This window comes from Streptomyces sp. NPDC006458 (assembly GCF_040612135.1).
Lineage (GTDB): Bacteria > Actinomycetota > Actinomycetes > Streptomycetales > Streptomycetaceae > Streptomyces.
Genome location: NZ_JBEXPR010000011.1, coordinates 39111 through 60011, shown reverse-complemented (window position 1 = coordinate 60011; position 20901 = coordinate 39111). Strand labels below are relative to the sequence as shown.

The 20901-nt window shown below is 70.9% G+C and carries 18 protein-coding genes; 16 read left to right on the top strand and 2 right to left on the bottom strand.

Going from position 1 to position 20901, the window contains the following annotated elements; translation table 11 throughout:
* Positions 1 to 53: 53 nt before the first annotated feature.
* The gene (locus tag ABZZ79_RS16825; RefSeq protein ID WP_356689686.1) at positions 54 to 611 is read left to right on the top strand and encodes an HIT domain-containing protein; all 558 of its coding nucleotides are present in this window, start codon (positions 54 to 56) and stop codon (positions 609 to 611) included.
* A 45-nt stretch (positions 612 to 656) separates the two neighbouring features.
* On the opposite strand, the gene ABZZ79_RS16820 is transcribed toward ABZZ79_RS16825, so the two are convergent.
* The gene (locus ABZZ79_RS16820) at positions 657 to 2318 is read right to left on the bottom strand and encodes a hypothetical protein (protein WP_356689685.1); all 1662 of its coding nucleotides are present in this window, start codon (positions 2316 to 2318) and stop codon (positions 657 to 659) included.
* A 186-nt stretch (positions 2319 to 2504) separates the two neighbouring features.
* Positions 2505 to 4703, bottom strand: a complete 2199-nt coding sequence (locus ABZZ79_RS16815; RefSeq protein WP_356689684.1) for an elongation factor G-like protein EF-G2 — start codon at positions 4701 to 4703, stop codon at positions 2505 to 2507.
* A gap of 281 nt (positions 4704 to 4984) precedes the next feature.
* On the opposite strand from ABZZ79_RS16815, the gene pgsA reads away from it, so the two are divergent.
* The 15 genes from pgsA (at position 4985) to ABZZ79_RS16740 (ending at position 20853) form a co-directional block, all read left to right on the top strand.
* Positions 4985 to 5671 (top strand): phosphatidylinositol phosphate synthase, encoded by a 687-nt coding sequence (pgsA, locus tag ABZZ79_RS16810; protein WP_356689683.1) that lies wholly within the window; start codon positions 4985 to 4987, stop codon positions 5669 to 5671.
* Positions 5668 to 6642, top strand: a complete 975-nt coding sequence (locus tag ABZZ79_RS16805) for a phosphatidylinositol mannoside acyltransferase (protein WP_356689682.1) — start codon at positions 5668 to 5670, stop codon at positions 6640 to 6642. Before pgsA ends, ABZZ79_RS16805 begins: the two co-directional genes overlap by 4 nt.
* Positions 6639 to 7817 (top strand): glycosyltransferase family 4 protein, encoded by a 1179-nt coding sequence (locus ABZZ79_RS16800; protein ID WP_356689681.1) that lies wholly within the window; start codon positions 6639 to 6641, stop codon positions 7815 to 7817. The genes ABZZ79_RS16805 and ABZZ79_RS16800 overlap by 4 nt, the downstream gene beginning before the upstream one ends.
* 325 nt (positions 7818 to 8142) lie before the next feature.
* Entirely contained in the window at positions 8143 to 8685 is a 543-nt protein-coding gene (locus ABZZ79_RS16795) for a hypothetical protein (RefSeq protein ID WP_356689680.1), read from the top strand.
* A 346-nt stretch (positions 8686 to 9031) separates the two neighbouring features.
* Positions 9032 to 9937: a pyridoxal 5'-phosphate synthase lyase subunit PdxS gene (pdxS, locus tag ABZZ79_RS16790; RefSeq protein ID WP_356689842.1), complete on the top strand. Its 906-nt coding sequence runs from the start codon at positions 9032 to 9034 to the stop codon at positions 9935 to 9937.
* A 13-nt stretch (positions 9938 to 9950) separates the two neighbouring features.
* On the top strand, positions 9951 to 10556 hold the full coding sequence (pdxT, locus tag ABZZ79_RS16785; protein ID WP_356689679.1) for a pyridoxal 5'-phosphate synthase glutaminase subunit PdxT: 606 nt from the start codon (positions 9951 to 9953) through the stop codon (positions 10554 to 10556).
* Between the two features lie 48 nt (positions 10557 to 10604).
* Positions 10605 to 11357, top strand: coding sequence for a YebC/PmpR family DNA-binding transcriptional regulator (locus ABZZ79_RS16780; RefSeq protein ID WP_356689678.1), 753 nt, complete (start codon positions 10605 to 10607; stop codon positions 11355 to 11357).
* A 128-nt stretch (positions 11358 to 11485) separates the two neighbouring features.
* Positions 11486 to 12025 (top strand): crossover junction endodeoxyribonuclease RuvC, encoded by a 540-nt coding sequence (gene ruvC, locus ABZZ79_RS16775; protein WP_356689677.1) that lies wholly within the window; start codon positions 11486 to 11488, stop codon positions 12023 to 12025.
* Positions 12022 to 12627: a Holliday junction branch migration protein RuvA gene (gene ruvA, locus ABZZ79_RS16770; RefSeq protein WP_356689676.1), complete on the top strand. Its 606-nt coding sequence runs from the start codon at positions 12022 to 12024 to the stop codon at positions 12625 to 12627. Before ruvC ends, ruvA begins: the two co-directional genes overlap by 4 nt.
* Before the next feature lie 118 nt (positions 12628 to 12745).
* Complete coding sequence (ruvB, locus tag ABZZ79_RS16765) at positions 12746 to 13816, top strand: Holliday junction branch migration DNA helicase RuvB (RefSeq protein WP_356689675.1); 1071 nt, start codon at positions 12746 to 12748, stop codon at positions 13814 to 13816.
* Between the two features lie 220 nt (positions 13817 to 14036).
* On the top strand, positions 14037 to 14522 hold the full coding sequence (yajC, locus tag ABZZ79_RS16760; protein WP_356689674.1) for a preprotein translocase subunit YajC: 486 nt from the start codon (positions 14037 to 14039) through the stop codon (positions 14520 to 14522).
* Between the two features lie 128 nt (positions 14523 to 14650).
* Positions 14651 to 16420 (top strand): protein translocase subunit SecD, encoded by a 1770-nt coding sequence (gene secD / locus ABZZ79_RS16755; RefSeq protein WP_356689673.1) that lies wholly within the window; start codon positions 14651 to 14653, stop codon positions 16418 to 16420.
* Between the two features lies 1 nt (position 16421).
* A complete protein-coding gene (secF, locus tag ABZZ79_RS16750) occupies positions 16422 to 17537 on the top strand; it encodes a protein translocase subunit SecF (protein ID WP_356689672.1) in 1116 nt (371 codons plus the stop codon).
* The gene (locus ABZZ79_RS16745; RefSeq protein WP_356689671.1) at positions 17534 to 18082 is read left to right on the top strand and encodes an adenine phosphoribosyltransferase; all 549 of its coding nucleotides are present in this window, start codon (positions 17534 to 17536) and stop codon (positions 18080 to 18082) included. Before secF ends, ABZZ79_RS16745 begins: the two co-directional genes overlap by 4 nt.
* A gap of 239 nt (positions 18083 to 18321) precedes the next feature.
* Positions 18322 to 20853, top strand: a complete 2532-nt coding sequence (locus ABZZ79_RS16740; protein ID WP_356689670.1) for a RelA/SpoT family protein — start codon at positions 18322 to 18324, stop codon at positions 20851 to 20853.
* Positions 20854 to 20901: the final 48 nt, after the last annotated feature.

The window sequence follows — 20901 nt, the reverse complement described above, 5'->3', positions numbered from 1 at the left end:
CGGTGGAAGCCCCGACGTCGCCCCGGCGACACGCCCCGAACGGGCGAAGCCATATGCTGCATGGCATGACGAGTGAGCCGGAACAGCAGATCGGAGTGGGGACCCAGGATGCCTTCCAGCGCCTGTGGACGCCCCATCGGATGGCCTACATCCAGGGTGAGAACAAGCCGACCGGCCCCGGGGCCGACGACGGCTGTCCCTTCTGCTCGATCCCGGCCAAGTCGGACGAGGACGGGCTGATCGTCAAGCGGGGTGAGCACGTGTACGCGGTGCTGAACCTGTACCCGTACAACGGCGGTCATCTGATGACGGTGCCCTACCGGCACGTCGCCGACTACACCGATCTCACCGACGCGGAGACCGAGGAGCTCGCCGCGCTGACCAAGCAGGCGATGGTGGCCCTGCGGGTGGCCTCGGGTGCGCACGGCTTCAACATCGGCATGAACCAGGGGACGGTGGCGGGCGCCGGCATCGCCGCGCATCTGCACCAGCACATCGTTCCGCGCTGGGGCGGTGACACCAATTTCATGCCCGTCGTCGGTCACACCAAGGTGCTGCCACAGCTGCTGGCGGACACCCGCAAGATGCTGGCGGACGCCTGGCCCGCCTGATCGGCGGGCCGGGATGACGTGGGGGCTCCTCTTCGGAGGGGCCCCTCACGCGTCGTAGAGGTCGGCCTTGCGCGGTGAGGCGTCCTGGACGGCGGTGCTGAGGAACGACGAGCGCGAGCCGAACTTCTCGGTGTCCACGCCGTTCTCCGCGAGGACCTTGATGGCCGCCGAGTGCACCACGCGCAGCACGGGCGTGGCCGCGCGCAGCGCGTCGTCGGCCATGAAGCGGTGCCGCCAGGGCTGGTCGGCCCAGGCGTGCCGCAGGCCGAAGGGCTCGGGGAGGCCGATCGAGCCGCCGAGCCAGTTCAGCAGCGGCGGGTACCAGGTCAGCGGGGCGCGGACGGCGAGGCGTACGACCTCGTTCGTGGTGACGAGCGGCAGGTTGACCGTGCGGCTCTCCCAGGGCTTGAAGGACTTGGTGACCTGCTTGGTGGGGGCCTCCGGCTTGGCGGTGAACAGGGGGTTCACCGGGCCCAGGGCGTGGCCGGTGACCTCGATGCGCAGCGTCGCGTGCAGCACGGTGACGGTGATCAGCATGGTGATGACCAGCTGGCCGTCCCACAGGGTCCACTGGACGCCGAGGTAGTGGCGGTCGCCCGCGCCGAACTGCTGCTTGTTGCAGATGTCCTGTATCGCGTGCGGCTTGACCTGGTAGGCCTCCACGTCGGTGCCGTCGGGCCGGGAGACGGCCTTGGCGTTCTCGCCGACGGGGCTGACGATCCAGTGGCGTATGGAGGGGGCGGGGAAGCCGCCGGTGTTCAGCGGGCCGCGTTCCAGCATGCGCAGCTGGTCGTGGATGGAGCGGACGACGTCCCAGCTGCGGAACGGGTGGATCTCGCGGTCGGCGTCGGCGGGGACCAGTTCCTCGGCGAGCTGCCAGGCGCCCCATCGGGTGCCCATGCCGAGGACGCCCTTGGGTCCGGCGTAGAAGACGGAGTTGGACTGCTGCTCGGCGCTGAGCCGGGCCAGGGACTGGCGCAGTTGTTCGGCGGCCGTCTCGCGCGGGCTGCTGGGTACGGCCTCGGGGACCTTGGCGCCCACGCTGCTGCCGGACAGCAGACTGTCCCAGCGCCCGCGCAGGTCGCGCGCGGTGGACTCGCAGATCCGGCGGGCGAAGAACCAGCCGAGCACCGGCATGATCACGGCCGCGCGCGCGTACCAGCCCCAGAAGCCGTCGAAGGGCAGCCGGAGCAGGGCGATCACGGCGACGACGCCGACGCCGACGAGCAGGGCGGTGGCGAGCGCGGAGGCCCGCTTGTCGTCGCGCTTGTCGACGGTGGCGCGCAACTGGAACACCAGCAGCCACATCAGGAAGCCGGGCAGGAAGAGGAGTCCGCACACGACGCTGATCGCGGTGAGGCGGTTGTCGCGCTCGCGGCGGATGCGGTTGGCGGCCAGGCAGTGCTCGACGACCACCTGGGGCTCGGTGCCGAAGGACTGGATCAGCGGGTTGCGGCCGCTGCCGAGCATGCGGTCGACGACCGCGCGCGAGAACGCCTCGCCGAGATTGGGCCGGAAGATCGCGGCCCATTTGCGGCCCGCCTTGACGGCCGACTGGTGCCAGTCGTTGTCCGCTTTCTTGATGTCGTCCATCGGGCTGTCCCGGTAGGCCGCGGAGGCCAGCGCGAAGGTCGCCGTCTGGCCCTCGTCGCCGGTGCGCGGCACCTGTGGTCCGAAGGTGTCCGCGTAACCGCTGCCAACGGTCATTCCCGCCCCCCAATGCCGCTCATGGTTCGCTTCTGCGGCCTTCCCGACTTCCGCGCCGCGCACACCTGTTGATCAGGTGATCAGCGTATCCGCAGGCGTGCATTCGTGTCGGCGGACGGCCGAAGCCGGCCGCCGACACGACGCAAAGCCGTCCGGTCGCGGTCACTTGGCGGTGCGCCACCCCAACTACGAGGCCTCCTTCTCCAGTTGGCGCAGCCGCTCGGCGACCTGCGGGGGCATGGGTTCGTGGCGGGCGTAGGCGCGGTCGAAGCGGGCGGTGCCGTGGGAGAGGGAGCGCAGGTCGACGGAGTAGCGGCCGATCTCGATCTCCGGGACCTCTGCGCGTACGACGGTCCGGCCGCCGCTGGTCTGTTCGGTGCCGAGAACGCGGCCGCGGCGTCCGGACAGGTCGCTCATGACGGCGCCCACGTACTCGTCGCCGACCAGGACGCTCACCTCGGCGACCGGTTCCAGCAGATGGATCCTGGCCTCGGCCGCGGCCTCCCGCAGGGCGAGCGCGCCGGCCGTCTGGAACGCGGCGTCGGAGGAGTCCACCGAGTGGGCCTTGCCGTCGAGCAGGGTGATCCGTACGTCGACCAGGGGGTGGCCGGAGGCGAGGCCCCGGGCGGCCTGGGCGCGTACGCCCTTCTCCACGGAGGGGATGAACTGCCGGGGCACCGCGCCGCCGACGACCTTGTCGACGAACTCGACGCCGGAGCCGCCGGGCAGGGGTTCGACCTCGATCTCGCAGATGGCGAACTGGCCGTGTCCGCCGGACTGTTTGACGTGCCGGCCGCGTCCGCCGGACTTCGTGGCGAAGGTCTCGCGCAGCGGCACCCGGTGCGCGACGACGTCGACCTGGACGCCGTAGCGGTTGCGCAGCCGTTCCAGGGCGACGTCGGCGTGTGCCTCGCCCAGGCACCACAGGACGACCTGGTGGGTGTCCTGGTTCTGTTCGAGCCGCATGGTGGGGTCCTCGGCGGCGAGCCGGGACAGGCCCTGGGACAGTTTGTCCTCGTCGGGTTTGCTGTGCGCCTGGATGGCGATCGGCAGCAGCGGGTCGGGCATCTGCCAGGGCTCCATCAACAGCGGGTCGTTCTTGGCGGAGAGGGTGTCGCCGGTCTCCGCGCGGTTCAGCTTGGCCACGCAGGCCAGGTCGCCGGCGACGGCGTGGCCGACCGGGCGCTGCTGCTTGCCGAAGGGGGTGGACAGGGCACCGACGCGTTCGTCGACGTCGTGGTCCTCGTGCCCGCGGTCGGCCAGGCCGTGTCCGGAGACATGCACGGTCTCGTCGGGGCGCAGGGTGCCGGAGAAGACGCGGACCAGGGAGACGCGGCCGACGTAGGGGTCGGAGGCGGTCTTGACGACCTCGGCGACCAGGGGCCCGGAGGGGTCGCAGACGGTGAGGTCGCGGGGCCTGCCGTCGGGTGTGGTGACCGAGGGCGTCCGGCGTTCCAGGGGGGTCGGGAAGCCGCGGGTGATCAGTTCCAGCAGCTCGACCGTGCCGAGGCCCTGGCGGGCGCCGTCGGTGGCGGGCGCGGCGGCCAGCACGGGGAAGAAGGAGCCGCGGGCGACCGCCCGCTCCAGGTCCTCGATCAGCGTCTTGACGTCGATGGGCTCGCCGCCGACGTAGCGGTCCATGAGGGTCTCGTCCTCGCTCTCGGCGATGATGCCCTCGATGAGCCGGTTGCGGGCCTCCTCGATCAGCGGCAGTTCCTCCTCGCCGGGCTCCGACTCCACCCGGTCCCCGCCGGAGTAGTCGAAGAGTTTCTGCGACAGCAGCCCGATCAGGCCGGTCACGGGCGCGTGCCCGTCCGGGGCCTGCGGCCCGTGCAGCGGCAGGTAGAGCGGCAGCACGGCGTCGGGGTCGTCGCCGCCGAAGGCCTGCGCGCACACCCCGGTCATCTGCTCCAGGTCCGCGCGTGCGGCTTCCAGGTGCGTGACGACGATGGCGCGGGGCATGCCGACGGCCGCGCACTCCTCCCACACCATGCGGGTCGAGCCGTCCACGCCGTCCGACGCCGAGACGACGAAAAGGGCCGCGTCCGCCGCTCGCAGACCGGCCCGCAGTTCCCCGACGAAGTCGGCGTATCCGGGGGTGTCCAGTAGGTTGATCTTGATGCCGTCCCATTCGACGGGCACCAGGGAGAGCTGTACCGAGCGCTGCTGCCGGTGCTCGATGTCGTCGTAGTCGGAGACGGTGCCGCCGTCCTCCACGCGGCCCGCCCGGTTCACCGCCCCCGCTGTCAGTGCGAGGGCCTCGACCAATGTGGTCTTGCCCGATCCGGAGTGGCCGACCAGCACCACATTCCGTACGGACGCGGGGTGGTCGGCCGCCACTGCCCTGCCGGCGGCCCCGGGGTGTGTGTGCGCCTTGTCGCCCATGGCTTGCCTCCCGTGCACGGTGAGGTCGTTGGGGGCGCGGACACGCGGGACCGCGTGCACTGGCGGCTCCGGCGACGCCCGCGGTCCTTCGAGCTTTCCACTCCCGTCACGGTGCGTCCATACGAGCGACGCGAACCGGGGGCCTCCGGTATGTTGCGGGCCATCCGCCGGATCCGGCGGACGGCTGTGGGTGCCCGTAGGTCGTCCACGCGAACGCCTGGCTACGATGGGCCAGCCGGTGGCCAGCAGGGCCGCGCGGCGCAGCGACCCTCGGGAAGGCCATGCTGAACAAGTACGCGCGTGCATTCTTCACGCGTGTCCTCACGCCGTTCGCCGCGTTTCTGATCCGCAGGGGTGTGAGCCCCGACACGGTCACGCTGATCGGCACCGCCGGTGTGGTCGCTGGCGCGCTGGTGTTCTTCCCCCGGGGCGAGTTCTTCTGGGGCACGATCGTGATCACACTGTTCGTGTTCTCGGACCTGGTCGACGGCAACATGGCCCGCCAGCTCGGCCGCTCCAGCCGCTGGGGCGCCTTCCTGGACTCCACGCTGGACCGGGTCGCGGACAGCGCGATCTTCGGCGGGTTCGCCCTCTGGTACGCGGGCAACGGCCACGACAACGTGCTGTGCGCGGTGTCGATCTTCTGTCTGGCCAGCGGGCAAGTGGTGTCGTACACCAAGGCCCGCGGCGAGTCGATCGGCCTGCCGGTGGCCGTCAACGGCCTGGTCGAGCGCGCCGAGCGCCTGGTGATCTCCCTGGTCGCGGCCGGGCTCGCGGGCCTGAGCGCCTTCGGTGTGCCGGGCATCGACGTCCTGCTGCCGATCGCCCTGTGGGTGGTCGCGGTGGGCAGCCTGGTCACGCTGATCCAGCGCGTGGTGACCGTACGCCGGGAGTCCGCCGAGGCAGAGGCCGCGGCCGCGCGGGAGAACGCCGAGGATGCCTCCCAGGGGAGTGAGGCGGCGAAGTGAGCGCTTCCGAGCGTCTGACCGACGCGCTGTACGGGATCGGCTGGAGCACGGTCAAGAAGCTCCCCGAGCCGGTCGCCGTGCGCCTCGGCAACGCCGTCGCCGACCTGGCCTGGAAGCGACGCGGCAAGGGCGTGCTGCGCCTGGAGAGCAACTACGCGCGCGTGGTCCCCGACGCGACCCCCGAGCGGCTGGCCGAGCTGTCCCGTGCGGGCATGCGTTCGTACCTGCGTTACTGGATGGAGTCCTTCCGGCTGCCCGCCTGGAGCGCCGAGCGGGTCAGGAACGGCTTCGACCCCAAGGACGTGCACCACCTCACCGACGGACTCGCCTCCGGCCGGGGCGTCGTCCTCGCGCTGCCCCACCTGGGCAACTGGGACCTGGCCGGCGCCTGGGTCACCACCAAGCTGGAGACCCCCTTCACGACCGTCGCCGAGCGGCTGAAGCCCGAGTCGCTCTACGACCGTTTCGTCGCCTACCGCGAGGGCCTCGGCATGGAGGTTTTGCCGCACAGCGGCGGCTCCGCCTTCGGCACGCTGGCCCGCCGCCTGCGCGACGGCGGCCTGGTCTGCCTGGTGGCGGACCGCGACCTGTCGGCCTCCGGCGTCGAGGTGGACTTCTTCGGCGAGACCGCCCGGATGCCCGCCGGACCCGCCCTGCTCGCCCAGCAGACGGGCGCGCTGCTGCTGCCCGTGACGCTCTGGTACGACGACTCGCCCGTGCTCCGGGGCCGGGTGCATCCGCCGGTCGAGGTGCCCGAGTCAGGTACGCGGCCCGAGAAGACGTCCGTCATGACACAGGCCCTGGCCGACGCCTTCGCCTCGGGCATCGCGAACCATCCGGAGGACTGGCACATGCTGCAGCGGCTGTGGCTCGCCGACCTGGATCCGGCGGCCGGCCCGGACACCGGCCCGGCGAACCTGGGCACGGACCCGGTCACCCCGGGCAGCGATCCGGCGAAGGGGTCGCTGTGAGGATCGGCATCGTCTGCCCGTACTCCTGGGACGTCCCCGGCGGCGTCCAGTTCCACATCCGCGACCTCGCCGAATACTTCATCCGCACGGGCCACGAGGTGTCCGTCCTGGCGCCGGCCGACGACGACACCCCGCTGCCGCCGTACGTCGTCTCCGCGGGCCGCGCGGTCCCCGTGCCCTACAACGGCTCGGTTGCCCGGCTGAACTTCGGCTTCCTGTCGGCGGCCCGGGTCCGCCGCTGGCTGCACGACGGCGCGTTCGACGTGGTCCACATCCACGAGCCGACCTCGCCGTCGCTGGGCCTGCTGACCTGCTGGGCCGCGCAGGGGCCCATGGTGGCCACCTTCCACACCTCCAACCCGCGCTCCAAGGCGATGATCGCCGCGTACTCGATCCTCCAGGCCGCGCTGGAGAAGATCAGCGCCCGGATCGCGGTCAGCGAGTACGCCCGCCGCACCCTGGTCGAGCACCTGGGCGGCGACGCGGTGGTCATCCCCAACGGCGTCGACGTCGACTTCTTCGCCAAGGCCGAGCCCAAGCCGGAGTGGCAGGGCGGGACGCTCGGCTTCATGGGCCGCATCGACGAGCCCCGCAAGGGGCTGCCCGTGCTGATGAAGGCCCTGCCGCGGATCTTCGCCGAGGACCCGAAGGCGCGGCTGCTGATCGCCGGGCGCGGCGACGAGGAGGCGGCCCTGGCCCAGCTGCCGTCCGAGCTGCACGCGCGCGTGGAGTTCCTCGGCATGATCAGCGACGAGGACAAGGCGCGCTTCCTGCGCAGCGTCGACGTGTACGTCGCGCCCAACACCGGCGGTGAGAGCTTCGGCATCATCCTGGTCGAGGCGATGTCCGCGGGCGTGCCCGTCCTCGCCTCCGACCTGGACGCCTTCGCCCAGGTCCTCGACCAGGGCGCGGCCGGTGAGCTGTTCGCCAACGGGGACGCTGACGCGCTCGCCGAGGCGGCCGTACGCCTCCTGGCCGACCCGGACCGACGGGCCGCGCTGCGGGAGCGGGGCAGCGCGCACGTGCGGCGCTTCGACTGGTCGACGGTCGCCGCGGACATCCTGTCCGTCTACGAGACGGTGACGGCGGGCGCGGCCGCGGTGGCGGCGGCGGACGACCGGGGGCCGGGTCCGGGTCCGGGGCTGCGGGCTCGGTTCGGGCTGGCCAGGGACTGACAGGTCTTCCGGCGGCCGGGGGCCGAGAGGCCTTCGGCCGGCTGAGGACCGTGAGGTTTGTGGGCCGGGACCGAGATGTTTACGGGCCTGCGACCGTGAGGTTTACGGGCCTGCGACCGTGAGGTTTACGGGCCTGGGACCGTGAGGTTTGTGGGCCGGGACCGTGAGGTTTTGCAGGCCGGGATCGAGAGGTTTTGCAGGACGGTCAGGGACCGGCAGGCCCTCGGACGGCAAGGGACCGACCGGCTCCTGAGCCTGCGGGCCGGGCGGCGGTCCGGGGGCGGTGGCCCCCGGTGGCCGGGGTGCCACGCTAGCCTTGCGGCCCGTGACACCAACGCTCATCTGGATCCTCGTCGCCCTCGTGGCCATCGGCCTGTACCTGAGCTGGACGGCCGGACGGCTGGACCGTCTGCACTCCCGTATCGACGCGGCCCGCGCCGCGCTGGACGCGCAACTGCTGCGCCGCGCCTCCGTGGCCCAGGAACTGGCCACCTCGGGTGTGCTCGACCCGGCCGCCTCGATCGTGCTGTACGAGGCCGCGCACGGGGCCCGGCAGGCCGAGGAGGAGCAGCGGGAGGTCGCCGAGAGCGAGCTGAGCCAGGCGCTGCGTGCGGTGTTCGAGGACTCGGGGCAGGTGGAGGCGGTGCGGGCGGCACCCGGGGGAGAGGCGGCCGCCCGTGAGCTGACCGAGGCGGTGCGCCGGGTCCCGATGGCCCGCCGCTTCCACAACGACGCCGTCGGCGGGGCCCGCAGACTGCGCGAGCACCGCAAGGTCCGCTGGTTCCGGCTGGCCGGTCACGCGCCGTTCCCGATGGCCTTCGAGATGGACGACGAGCCGCCGACGGCCCTGCTGGACCGAATGGCCTGACCAGGACGTTTCCGCCGCCCGCCGCACAGTCGTGGGCCCGCCGGCCTGGCCTGGCCGGCGGAAGCGCAGCGGCACTCGTCCCGGCACAGCCCACTCCGGAGGACGCGGGCAGTGCCCACCGGAGGCCGCAGTCAGCACCCGCCGGAGGACGTCGGCAGCCCCCACCGGAGGACGCCGGCAGGATCCACCGCAAGAGGCCGGCAGGATCCACCGGAAGCCGCAGGCAGCCCCCACCTCAGGCCGAAAACGATCCACCGACTTCCCATTGGCCCTTGCTGTGGCCTGCTCCGTTCACGTTTCCTCGGTGCAGCAGAAACCCGCTTTTCACATCAGTGAGGTCGAACTCGTGTCCATCACCGAGAACCAGGCTCCCGCCACCGGCACCGCCCGCGTCAAGCGCGGCATGGCCGAGCAGCTCAAGGGTGGCGTCATCATGGACGTCGTCACGCCGGAGCAGGCGAAGATCGCCGAGGACGCGGGCGCCGTGGCCGTCATGGCCCTGGAGCGGGTCCCGGCCGACATCCGCAAGGACGGCGGCGTGGCCCGGATGTCCGACCCGGACATGATCGAGGGCATCATCAACGCGGTCTCCATCCCGGTGATGGCCAAGTCCCGCATCGGCCACTTCGTCGAGGCCCAGGTCCTGCAGTCCCTCGGCGTGGACTACATCGACGAGTCCGAGGTCCTCACCCCGGCCGACGAGGTCAACCACTCCGACAAGTGGGCCTTCACCACCCCCTTCGTCTGCGGTGCCACCAACCTGGGCGAGGCCCTGCGCCGCATCGCCGAGGGCGCCGCGATGATCCGCTCCAAGGGCGAGGCCGGCACCGGCAACGTCGTCGAGGCCGTGCGCCACCTGCGCCAGATCAAGAACGAGATCGCCAAGCTGCGCGGCTTCGACAACAACGAGCTCTACGCCGCCGCCAAGGAGCTGCGCGCCCCCTACGAGCTGGTCGCCGAGGTCGCCGAGCTGGGCAAGCTCCCGGTCGTGCTGTTCTCCGCCGGTGGCGTGGCCACCCCGGCCGACGCCGCGCTGATGCGCCAGCTCGGTGCCGAGGGCGTCTTCGTCGGCTCCGGCATCTTCAAGTCCGGCGACCCGGCCAAGCGCGCCGCCGCCATCGTGAAGGCCACCACCTTCTACGACGACCCGAAGATCATCGCGGACGCCTCCCGCGACCTGGGCGAGGCCATGGTCGGCATCAACTGCGACACCCTGCCCGAGGCCGAGCGCTACGCCAACCGCGGCTGGTAAGGCGACGGACCCCATGAACACCCCCGTCATCGGCGTCCTGGCCCTCCAGGGCGACGTACGGGAGCACCTCATCGCCCTGGCCGCGGCAGACGCCGTGGCCAGGCCGGTCAGGCGCCCCGAAGAACTCGCCGAGGTCGACGGCCTGGTCCTGCCCGGCGGCGAGTCCACCACCATCTCCAAGCTGGCCGTCCTCTTCGGTGTGATGGAACCCCTCCGCGCGCGCGTGCGGGCCGGAATGCCGGTCTACGGCACCTGCGCGGGCATGATCATGCTCGCCGACAAGATCCTCGACCCGCGCTCGGGCCAGGAGACCGTCGGCGGTATCGACATGATCGTGCGCCGCAACGCCTTCGGGCGGCAGAACGAGTCTTTCGAGGCCGCGGTGGCAGTCACAGGAGTCGAGGGCGACCCCGTGGAGGGCGTCTTCATCCGCGCCCCCTGGGTCGAGTCCGTCGGTGCCTCGGCCGAGGTGCTCGCCGAACACGACGGGCACATCGTGGCGGTCCGTCAGGGCAATGCGCTGGCCACGTCGTTCCACCCGGAACTCACCGGTGACCATCGCGTGCACTCGCTCTTTGTCGACATGGTGCGCGCCAACAGGACGGCCCAGTCCTTGTAGGATCTCTGGCGTTCGTTATGTGGATGGTTACGCGAAGGAGACAGGCAGATGTCCGGCCACTCTAAATGGGCTACGACGAAGCACAAGAAGGCCGTGATCGACGCCAAGCGCGGCAAGCTCTTCGCGAAGCTGATCAAGAACGTCGAGGTCGCGGCCCGCATGGGCGGTGTCGACCTGGAAGGCAACCCGACGCTTTACGACGCCGTACAGAAGGCCAAGAAGCAGTCGGTGCCGAACAAGAACATCGACTCCGCCATCAAGCGCGGCGGCGGCCTTGAGGCCGGCGGCGCCGACTACGAGACGATCATGTACGAGGGCTACGGCCCGAACGGTGTCGCGGTGCTCATCGAGTGCCTCACCGACAACCGCAACCGTGCCGCCTCCGACGTCCGCGTCGCCATGACCCGCAACGGCGGCAACATGGCCGACCCGGGCTCCGTGTCGTACATGTTCAGCCGCAAGGGCGTCATCATCGTTCCCAAGGGCGAGCTGACCGAGGACGACGTCCTCACCGCCGTCCTGGATGCGGGCGCCGAGGAGGTCAACGACCTCGGCGAGACCTTCGAGGTGATCAGCGAGGCCACCGACCTGGTCGTGGTCCGCACCGCCCTCCAGGAGGCCGGCATCGACTACGACTCCGCCGAGTCCAGCTTCGTGCCGTCCGTCCAGGTCGAACTGGACGAGGACGGCGCCCGGAAGATCTTCAAGCTGATCGACGCGCTGGAGGACAGCGACGACGTGCAGAACGTCTTCGCCAACTTCGACGTCAGCGACGAGGTCATGGAGAAGGTCGACGCGTAACGCCGCCGCGGGCTTCACCGGCTGCACCGGCTTCACGGGCCGACGGGACACACCCCGTCGGCCCGTCGCGTTGTCAGTGGCACCCGATAGCCTGCCCAAACAGGCGATCGAGGCGGAGGGGGGCGCAGGTGCGCGTACTCGGGGTGGACCCCGGACTGACCCGGTGCGGGGTGGGCGTGGTCGAAGGCGTCGCCGGACGCCCGCTGACCATGGTCGGCGTCGGAGTCGTCCGCACGCCCGCGGACGCCGAGCTCAGCCTCCGCCTCCTGGCCGTCGAGCAGGGCATCGAGGCCTGGCTGGACGAGCACCGGCCCGAGTTCGTCGCCGTGGAGCGCGTCTTCAGCCAGCACAACGTGCGTACGGTGATGGGCACCGCCCAGGCCAGCGCCGTCGCCATGCTGTGCGCCGCACGCCGCGGCATCCCGGTCGCCCTGCACACCCCCAGCGAGGTCAAGGCCGCCGTCACCGGCAGCGGCCGCGCCGACAAGGCACAGGTCGGAGCCATGGTCACCCGGCTGCTCCGGCTGGACGCCCCGCCCAAGCCGGCCGACGCCGCCGACGCCCTCGCCCTCGCCATCTGCCACATCTGGCGCGCCCCCGCCCAGAACCGACTGCGGCAGGCCGTCGCCCTGCACGCAGCCAAAGCACCGAAAGGCCGTACGGCATGATCGCCTTCGTCAGCGGCACAGTCGCCGCACTCGCTCCGAACGCCGCGGTCGTCGAGGTCGGCGGGGTCGGCATGGCCGTCCAGTGCACGCCGAACACGCTGTCCGCCCTGCGTCTCGGGCAGCCGGCCAAGCTGCACACCTCCCTCGTCGTGCGCGAGGACTCGCTCACCCTGTACGGCTTCGCCGACGACGACGAGCGGCAGGTCTTCGAGCTGCTCCAGACCGCGAGCGGCGTCGGACCGCGCCTGGCCCAGGCGATGCTCGCGGTGCACACGCCCGACGCCCTGCGCAGAGCCGTGGCCACCGGCGACGAGAAGGCCCTCACCGCCGTCCCCGGCATCGGCAAGAAGGGCGCCCAGAAGCTGCTGCTGGAGCTGAAGGACCGCCTCGGCGAGCCGATCGGCGCCCCCGTGGTCGGCGCCCCGGTCACCCAGGGCTGGCGCGACCAGCTGCACGCCGCCCTGATCGGCCTCGGCTACGCCACACGGGAGGCGGACGAAGCGGTGACCGCCGTGGCCCCGCAGGCCGAGGCCGCCGCCGGCACCCCGCAGGTGGGCCAGCTGCTGAAGGCCGCCCTGCAGACCCTCAACCGCGCCCGCTGACCCGCCCCGGCGTCGGCTCCCCCGGCCCGCGCCCGCTCACCCCGAACCCGGGTCAGCCCGGCCCGGCCCCGCTGACCCCGCCCCGCGCCCGCCGACCCACACCCCTTGAGGCACATCGATGAACTGGGACGACACGACCGACACCCCCGCCGAGGAGCGGCTGGTGGGCTCCGTCGCCGACCGCGAGGACCAGGCCGTGGAAGCCGCCCTGCGCCCCAAGGACCTCGGCGAGTTCATCGGCCAGGAGAAGGTCCGCGAGCAGCTCGACCTCGTGCTGCGCGCCGCCCGCGCGCGCGGCGCCACCGCCGACCACGTCCTGCTCTCCGGCGCCCCGGGCCTCGGCAAGACCACCCTGTCGATGATCATCGCCGCCGAGATGGGCGCCCCCATCCGCATCACCTCCGGCCCCGCCATCCAGCACGCCGGTGACCTCGCGGCGATCCTGTCCTCCCTCCAGGAGGGCGAGGTCCTCTTCCTCGACGAGATCCACCGCATGTCCCGGCCCGCCGAGGAGATGCTGTACATGGCGATGGAGGACTTCCGGGTCGACGTCATCGTCGGCAAGGGCCCCGGCGCCACCGCCATCCCCCTGGAACTGCCGCCCTTCACCCTGGTCGGCGCCACCACCCGGGCCGGTCTGCTGCCGCCCCCGCTGCGCGACCGCTTCGGCTTCACCGCGCACATGGAGTTCTACGAACCCGCCGAACTCCAGCGCGTCGTCCACCGCTCCGCGCACCTCCTCGACGTCGAGATCGACACCGCCGGCGCCGCCGAGATCGCCGGGCGCTCCCGCGGCACCCCCCGTATCGCCAACCGCCTGCTGCGCCGCGTCCGCGACTACGCCCAGGTCAAGGCCGACGGCGTGATCACGAAGGACATCGCCGCGGCGGCGCTCGCCGTCTACGAGGTCGACGCCCGCGGCCTGGACCGGCTCGACCGGGCCGTTCTGGTGGCCCTGCTGAAGCTGTTCGGCGGCGGCCCGGTGGGCCTGTCCACGCTCGCCGTCGCCGTGGGGGAGGAGCGCGAGACGGTCGAAGAGGTCGCCGAGCCCTTCCTCGTACGGGAGGGACTGCTCGCCCGCACCCCCCGCGGCCGGGTCGCGACGCCTGCCGCGTGGGCGCATCTCGGCCTCACTCCGCCCCGCGCGGCGGGCTCGGGAAACGGACAACAAGACCTGTTCGGGGCGTGACGGCACGCGATCGACGCACGGTCGACAACGGAATCCGTGGCGGCTCACCGAAGGAATGGCGAGGGATTGGCCACGTCAGGAACCCTGGTGCCATGCTGAGCGTTGTTCCATGCACGCGGACTCGCTTAGACTCCGCCGATGCCGGTCCAGTCGGACGGCATGCATACCCCCACCCATCAGGCCGCACACCATCGCGGTCGTGTGAAGGAAGTTCCGACCCGTGAGTCTCGTGACCCTCCTCCCGTTCATCGTGCTCATCGGGGCCATGATCCTGATGACTCGGTCGGCCAAGAAGAAGCAGCAGCAGGCCGTGCAGATGCGGGACCAGATCCAGCCCGGTTCCGGCGTCCGCACGATCGGGGGCATGTACGCCACGGTCAAGGAGGTCAACGAGGACACCGTCCTCCTCGACGCCGGGCCGGGCGTCGACCTCCTGTTCGCCAAGAACGCGATCGGTGCCGTCCTGACGGACGACGAGTACAACCGCATCGTCCACGGCATCGAGCACGACCTGAAGTCCGACATCGTCCCGGACGACGCCTCCTCCCTCACCGAGAACGACGACGCCGCCGGCTCTGCCGCCGCCTCCGACGAGACGTCCGTCGACCTCGGCAAGAAGGACGCGGACGAGGAGCCGTCCGACGATGCCGCCGAGGCGAAGGCAGAAGAGCCGAAGAAGACCGAAGGCGACTCCGACGCGAAGTAACCCTGTCCCTGGGCGCACGGGCCCTGCCCGGACGCCCCGGCACACGTGTCTCTCGTTGGGGATCCCGACACCATGTCATGGCCGCCAGCCGACCCGGCGCGAGGCGGCCCGAGAGGGAGTACGAGAAGGTGGCAGCACCTAAAAAGGGCCGCAACGCGACCGCCCAGAGCAAGCCGGGGCGCTCGCTGGCCCTGATCCTGATCGCCATCGTGGCGCTGACCGGCGGGATGTTCGCCGCGGGGCACACCACCCCGCGTCTCGGTATCGACCTGGCCGGCGGTACGAGCATCACGCTGACCGCGGTCAACGAGCCCGGACAGCCCAACGCGATCAACAAGACCAACATGGACACCGCGGTCGACATCATGAACCGCCGTGTCAACGGTCTGGGTGTGTCCGAGGCGGAGGTGCAGACCCAGGGCGACCGCAACATCATCGTCAACATCCCCAAGGGCACCAACTCCGCCCAGGCCCGTGAGCAGGTCGGCACCACGGCCAAGCTGTACTTCCGCCCGCTGCTGCAGAGCGCGCCCTCCGGCGGCACTGCCACCCCCAGCGCGAGCCCGAGCGGCAGCCCCAGCGCCTCACCCACCGGCAGCGCCTCCCCGAGCGCCTCCGCGAGCAGCGGTGACGACAAGGCCACCCCCTCGGCATCGGCCACCTCCCAGGGCCGCGTGGTCAGCGAGGCGCTGAAGGCCGACCCCTCGCCCTCCGCGAGCGGCACGCCCGCCGCCTCCCCGAGCGCCTCCACCCCGGCGGACACCGGCTCCGACACCGCCGACAGCAAGCTTCAGGCCCAGTTCGCCGCCCTGAACTGCGCCGACGCCAAGCAGCGCGCCACGGCCGGCCAGGGCGCCAAGCCCGAGAGCCTGACCATCGCCTGCGGCCAGGACAACGGCGGCTGGACCAAGTTCCTGCTCGGCCCGGTCGCCGTCGATGGCACCGAGGTCGACAAGGCGCAGGCCACCCTCGACACCCAGAGCGGCGCCGGCTGGAAAGTCGCGATGGACTTCAGCGGCAGCGGTGGCAAGAAGTTCGCGCAGATCACGGGTGAGCTGGCCACCAAGCCCTCCCCGCAGAACGAGTTCGCCATCGTCCTGGACGACGAGGTCGTCTCGCACCCGTACGTCCGTACGGCCATCTCAGGCGGCAACGCGGAGATCTCCGGCAGCTTCACCCAGCAGGAGGCGCAGGACCTCTCCAACATGCTGTCGTACGGTGCGCTCCCGCTGACCTTCAAGGAGTCCAGCGTCACCACCGTCACGGCCGCGCTCGGCAGCGACCAGCTGCACGCGGGTCTGCTGGCCGGCGCCATCGGCCTCGCCCTGGTCGTGATCTACCTGGTCCTCTACTACCGGGGCCTGTCGCTCGTCGCCGTCGCCTCGCTGCTGGTGTCCGCCGCGCTGACCTACGTGATCATGGCGCTGCTCGGCCCGGCCATCGGCTTCGCGCTGAACCTGCCCGCGGTCTGCGGTGCGATCGTCGCGATCGGTATCACAGCGGACTCGTTCATCGTGTACTTCGAACGCATCCGGGACGAGATCCGCGAGGGCCGCTCGCTGCGCCCGGCCGTCGAGCGTGCCTGGCCGCGTGCCCGGCGCACCATCCTGGTCTCCGACTTCGTGTCGTTCCTGGCCGCCGCGGTGCTGTTCATCGTCACGGTCGGCAAGGTCCAGGGATTCGCGTTCACGCTGGGCCTGACCACCGTGCTCGACGTCGTCGTGGTCTTCTTCTTCACCAAGCCGCTGATGACGATCCTCGCCCGGACGAAGTTCTTCGGCGGCGGGCACAAGTGGTCCGGCCTCGACCCGCAGAGCCTGGGCGCCAAGCCGCCGCTGCGCCGCACCCGCCGTCCCGCCGGCCCTGTCGCGGGCCCTGTCGACCCGAAGGAGGCATGAGATGTCGAAGCTCGGCAACCTCGGCGCCCGACTGCACCGTGGCGAGGTCAGCTACGACTTCATCGGCCACCGCAAGCTCTGGTACGGCATCTCGATCCTGATCACCATCACGGCCATCCTCGGCCTGACGGTGCGCGGCCTGAACATGGGCATCGACTTCCAGGGCGGCGCCGTCTTCACCACCCCGAAGACCAGCGTCTCCGTCTCCCAGGCGGAAGAGTTCGCGGCGGACGCGTCCGGCCATGACGCGGTCGTGCAGAAGCTCGGCAACGGCACGCTGCGCATCCAGATCGCCGGCATGGACACCGAGCAGTCCGACCAGATCAAGAACGAGCTGGCCAAGGACTTCCAGGTCGACCCCGAGCGGATCGCCGCAGACCTGGTCGGCCCGAGCTGGGGCGACCAGATCGCCAACAAGGCCTGGCAGGGCCTGGCGATCTTCATGGTCCTCGTCGTGATCTATCTGGCGATCGCGTTCGAGTGGCGCATGGCCATCGCCGCGCTCGTCGCGCTGATCCACGACATCACCATCACCGTCGGCATCTACGCCCTGGTGGGCTTCGAGGTCACACCGGGCACGGTGATCGGTCTGCTGACGATCCTCGGTTACTCGCTCTACGACACGGTCGTCGTCTTCGACAGCCTCAAGGAGCAGACGAAGGACATCACCAAGCAGTCCCGGTTCACCTACAGCGACATCGCCAACCGGTCGATCAACGGCACCCTGGTGCGGTCGATCAACACCACGGTCGTCGCGCTGCTGCCGGTGGCGGGCCTGCTGTTCATCGGTGGCGGTGTCCTCGGCGCGGGCACGCTCAACGACATCTCGCTGTCGCTGTTCGTCGGTCTCGCGGCCGGCGCGTACTCCTCGATCTTCATCGCCACGCCGCTCGTCGCCGACCTCAAGGAGCTCGAGCCGCAGATGAAGGCGCTGAAGAAGCGCGTTCTCGCCAAGCGCGCCCAGGGCGAGCAGGGCGACCCGCTGCCGGCCGGCGCCGAAGCGGTGTACGAGGACGAGGACGAGGACGAGGCCGCCCCCGCGGTCGTCGGTCCCCGCAGCCAGGCCGCTGCCCGCGGCCGCGGCGGCCGCGGCCGCCCCTCCGGGAAGCGCCGATGAGCGAGCTCACCGACCTCACAGAGCTGCTGCTCAGCCGCATCCGTGAGGTGGCCGACTACCCCGAGCCCGGGGTGATGTTCAAGGACATCACCCCGCTGCTCGCGGACCCGGCGGCCTTCACCGCGCTGACCGACGCGTTCGCGGAGGTCGTCCGGCGCACCGGAGCCACCAAGGTCGTCGGCCTGGAGGCCCGCGGCTTCATCCTCGGTGCCCCGGTCGCCGTCCGCGCCGGCGTCGGCTTCATCCCCGTGCGCAAGGCGGGCAAGCTCCCCGGCGCGACCCTCAGCCAGGCGTACGACCTGGAGTACGGCTCCGCCGAGATCGAGGTGCACGCCGAGGACCTGTCGGCCCTCGACCGGGTCCTGGTCGTGGACGACGTCCTGGCCACCGGCGGCACCGCGGAGGCGTCGATCCAGCTGATCCAGCGCGCGGGTGCCGAGGTCGCCGGAGTCGCCGTGCTGATGGAGCTCGGTTTCCTCGCCGGCCGCGCCCGTCTGGAGGCGGCTCTCGGCGGGGCGCCCCTGGAGGCGCTGCTCACCGTCTGAGCGGACCTGCGCAGAACCGGTGCACGGGCGTCCGCGGCTTCGGCCGCGGGCGCCCGTTCCCTTGTGAAAGAGCAGGTCACAGGGTGATGAGGCGGGCCCGGAGGAATCCGGAGCCCGCCTTCGGCGTTTGTCGGTGTACCGACCGCCGATGGCCTGAAGGCGATCCCGGAGCCCGGGATCGCTACCATGGGGTCTCCGGAGCCTGACCGGGGGACCCGGAAAGCGCACGAGGAGCCCTCTTGCCAGACGAGGCCCAGCACCTGACCGCCGCCAAGCCCGAGCGCGCCTCGGAGCCCGCGGCCCAGCCCGCGTCGCCCGCGAAGAACGACACCGGCGGGACGGTCGAGCACGCCCAGTCCGCGCCCGTCGACCGGCCCGCCGAGGCCGTGCGCCCCAAACCGGCTTCCCCCGAGCGCCCCGCGCCCACGCCCCCGATCCGCCCGGCGACCGCGCAGCCGCCCGCCCGCTCCGGCTCCTCCAACCGGGTGCGAGCCCGTCTGGCCCGCCTCGGCGTCCAGCGCGCCAACCCCTACAACCCGGTCCTGGAACCGCTGCTGCGGATAGTCCGCAGCAACGACCCCAAGATCGAGACGGCGACGCTGCGCCAGATCGAGAAGTCCTATCAGGTCGCCGAGCGCTGGCACCGGGGCCAGAAGCGCAAGAGCGGCGACCCGTACATCACCCACCCGCTCGCGGTGACCACGATCCTCGCCGAGCTGGGCATGGATCCGGCCACCCTCATGGCGGGCCTGCTGCACGACACGGTCGAGGACACCGAGTACGGCCTGGACGACCTGCGCCGCGACTTCGGCGATGTCGTCGCCCTGCTCGTCGACGGCGTCACCAAGCTGGACAAGGTCAAGTTCGGCGAGGCCGCGCAGGCCGAGACCGTGCGCAAGATGGTCGTGGCGATGGCCAAGGACCCGCGTGTGCTGGTCATCAAGCTCGCCGACCGCCTGCACAACATGCGCACCATGCGCTATCTCAAGCGGGAGAAGCAGGAGAAGAAGGCGCGCGAGACCCTGGAGATCTACGCGCCCCTCGCCCACCGGCTGGGCATGAACACCATCAAGTGGGAGCTGGAGGACCTCGCGTTCGCGATCCTCTATCCCAAGATGTACGACGAGATCGTCCGGCTGGTGGCCGAAAGGGCCCCCAAGCGTGACGAGTATCTGGCCATAGTGACCGACGAGGTCCAGCAGGACCTGCGCGCGGCCAGGATCAAGGCCACCGTCACCGGCCGCCCCAAGCACTACTACAGCGTCTACCAGAAGATGATCGTCCGCGGCCGTGACTTCGCGGAGATCTACGACCTGGTCGGCATCCGCGTCCTCGTGGACACCGTCCGCGACTGCTACGCGGCCCTCGGCACCGTGCACGCGCGCTGGAACCCGGTCCCCGGCCGGTTCAAGGACTACATCGCGATGCCGAAGTTCAACATGTACCAGTCGCTGCACACGACGGTCATCGGCCCCAACGGCAAGCCCGTCGAGCTCCAGATCCGCACGTTCGACATGCACCGCCGTGCCGAGTACGGCATCGCCGCGCACTGGAAGTACAAGCAGGAGGCCGTCGCCGGCGCCTCCAAGGTCCGCACCGACGCGCCCAAGACGTCCGGCAAGGACAAGGACGCCATCAACGACATGGCGTGGCTGCGGCAGTTGCTGGACTGGCAGAAGGAGACCGAGGACCCCGGCGAGTTCCTGGAGTCCCTGCGCTTCGACCTCTCCCGCAACGAGGTCTTCGTCTTCACCCCCAAGGGCGACGTCATAGCGCTCCCCGCGGGCGCCACCCCGGTGGACTTCGCCTACGCCGTCCACACCGAGGTCGGCCACCGCACGATAGGAGCACGGGTCAACGGCCGCCTGGTCCCGCTGGAGTCCACCCTGGACAACGGCGACCTGGTGGAGGTCTTCACCTCCAAGGCCGCGGGCGCCGGTCCCTCCCGCGACTGGCTGGGCTTCGTCAAGTCGCCCCGGGCGCGCAACAAGATCCGCGCGTGGTTCTCCAAGGAGCGCCGCGACGAGGCCATCGAGCAGGGCAAGGACGCCATCGTCCGCGCGATGCGCAAGCAGAACCTGCCGATCCAGCGCATCCTCACCGGCGACTCCCTGGTCACGCTCGCGCACGAGATGCGCTACTCGGACATCTCCGCGCTGTACGCGGCGATCGGCGAGGGCCATGTCTCCGCACAGCACATCGTGCAGAAGCTCGTCCAGGGCTTCGGCGGCGAGGAAGCGGCCACCGAGGAGATCGACGAGAGCGTGCCGCCCGCCCGTGGGCGCAGCCGAAAGCGCCGCTCCAGCGCCGATCCGGGCGTTGTGGTCAAGGGCGTCGACGACGTGTGGGTCAAGCTGGCCCGGTGCTGTACGCCCGTCCCCGGCGACCCGGTCATCGGTTTCGTCACCCGCGGTAGTGGCGTATCGGTTCACCGCACCGACTGCGTCAACGTGGAGTCACTGTCCCGCGAGCCCGAGCGCATCCTTGAGGTCGAGTGGGCGCCGACCCAGTCCTCGGTGTTCCTGGTCGCCATCCAGGTCGAGGCCCTGGACCGGTCCCGGCTTCTGTCGGACGTCACCCGCGTCCTGTCCGACCAGCACGTCAACATCCTCTCCGCGGCCGTCCAGACCTCCCGCGACCGCGTGGCCACCTCCCGCTTCACCTTCGAGATGGGCGACCCGAAGCACCTCGGCCACGTACTGAAGGCGGTACGCGGTGTCGAGGGCGTCTACGACGTCTACCGGGTGACCTCGGCACGCAACAGGTCGTAGTTCCTCCCACCTCCCAGGATTGCCCGACTCGCTTGCACGGCAGGCGAG

Coding starts and splice junctions, on each gene's coding strand:
- pdxT (WP_356689679.1), top strand. CDS start 9,951: ATGAACACCCCCGTCATCGGCGTCCTGGCCCTCCAGGGCGACGTACGG.
- ABZZ79_RS16780 (WP_356689678.1), top strand. CDS start 10,605: ATGTCCGGCCACTCTAAATGGGCTACGACGAAGCACAAGAAGGCCGTG.
- secF (WP_356689672.1), top strand. CDS start 16,422: ATGTCGAAGCTCGGCAACCTCGGCGCCCGACTGCACCGTGGCGAGGTC.
- ABZZ79_RS16825 (WP_356689686.1), top strand. CDS start 54: ATGCTGCATGGCATGACGAGTGAGCCGGAACAGCAGATCGGAGTGGGG.
- ABZZ79_RS16815 (WP_356689684.1), bottom strand. CDS start 4,703: ATGGGCGACAAGGCGCACACACACCCCGGGGCCGCCGGCAGGGCAGTG.
- pgsA (WP_356689683.1), top strand. CDS start 4,985: ATGCTGAACAAGTACGCGCGTGCATTCTTCACGCGTGTCCTCACGCCG.
- ABZZ79_RS16745 (WP_356689671.1), top strand. CDS start 17,534: ATGAGCGAGCTCACCGACCTCACAGAGCTGCTGCTCAGCCGCATCCGT.
- ruvB (WP_356689675.1), top strand. CDS start 12,746: ATGAACTGGGACGACACGACCGACACCCCCGCCGAGGAGCGGCTGGTG.
- ABZZ79_RS16820 (WP_356689685.1), bottom strand. CDS start 2,318: ATGACCGTTGGCAGCGGTTACGCGGACACCTTCGGACCACAGGTGCCG.
- ruvA (WP_356689676.1), top strand. CDS start 12,022: ATGATCGCCTTCGTCAGCGGCACAGTCGCCGCACTCGCTCCGAACGCC.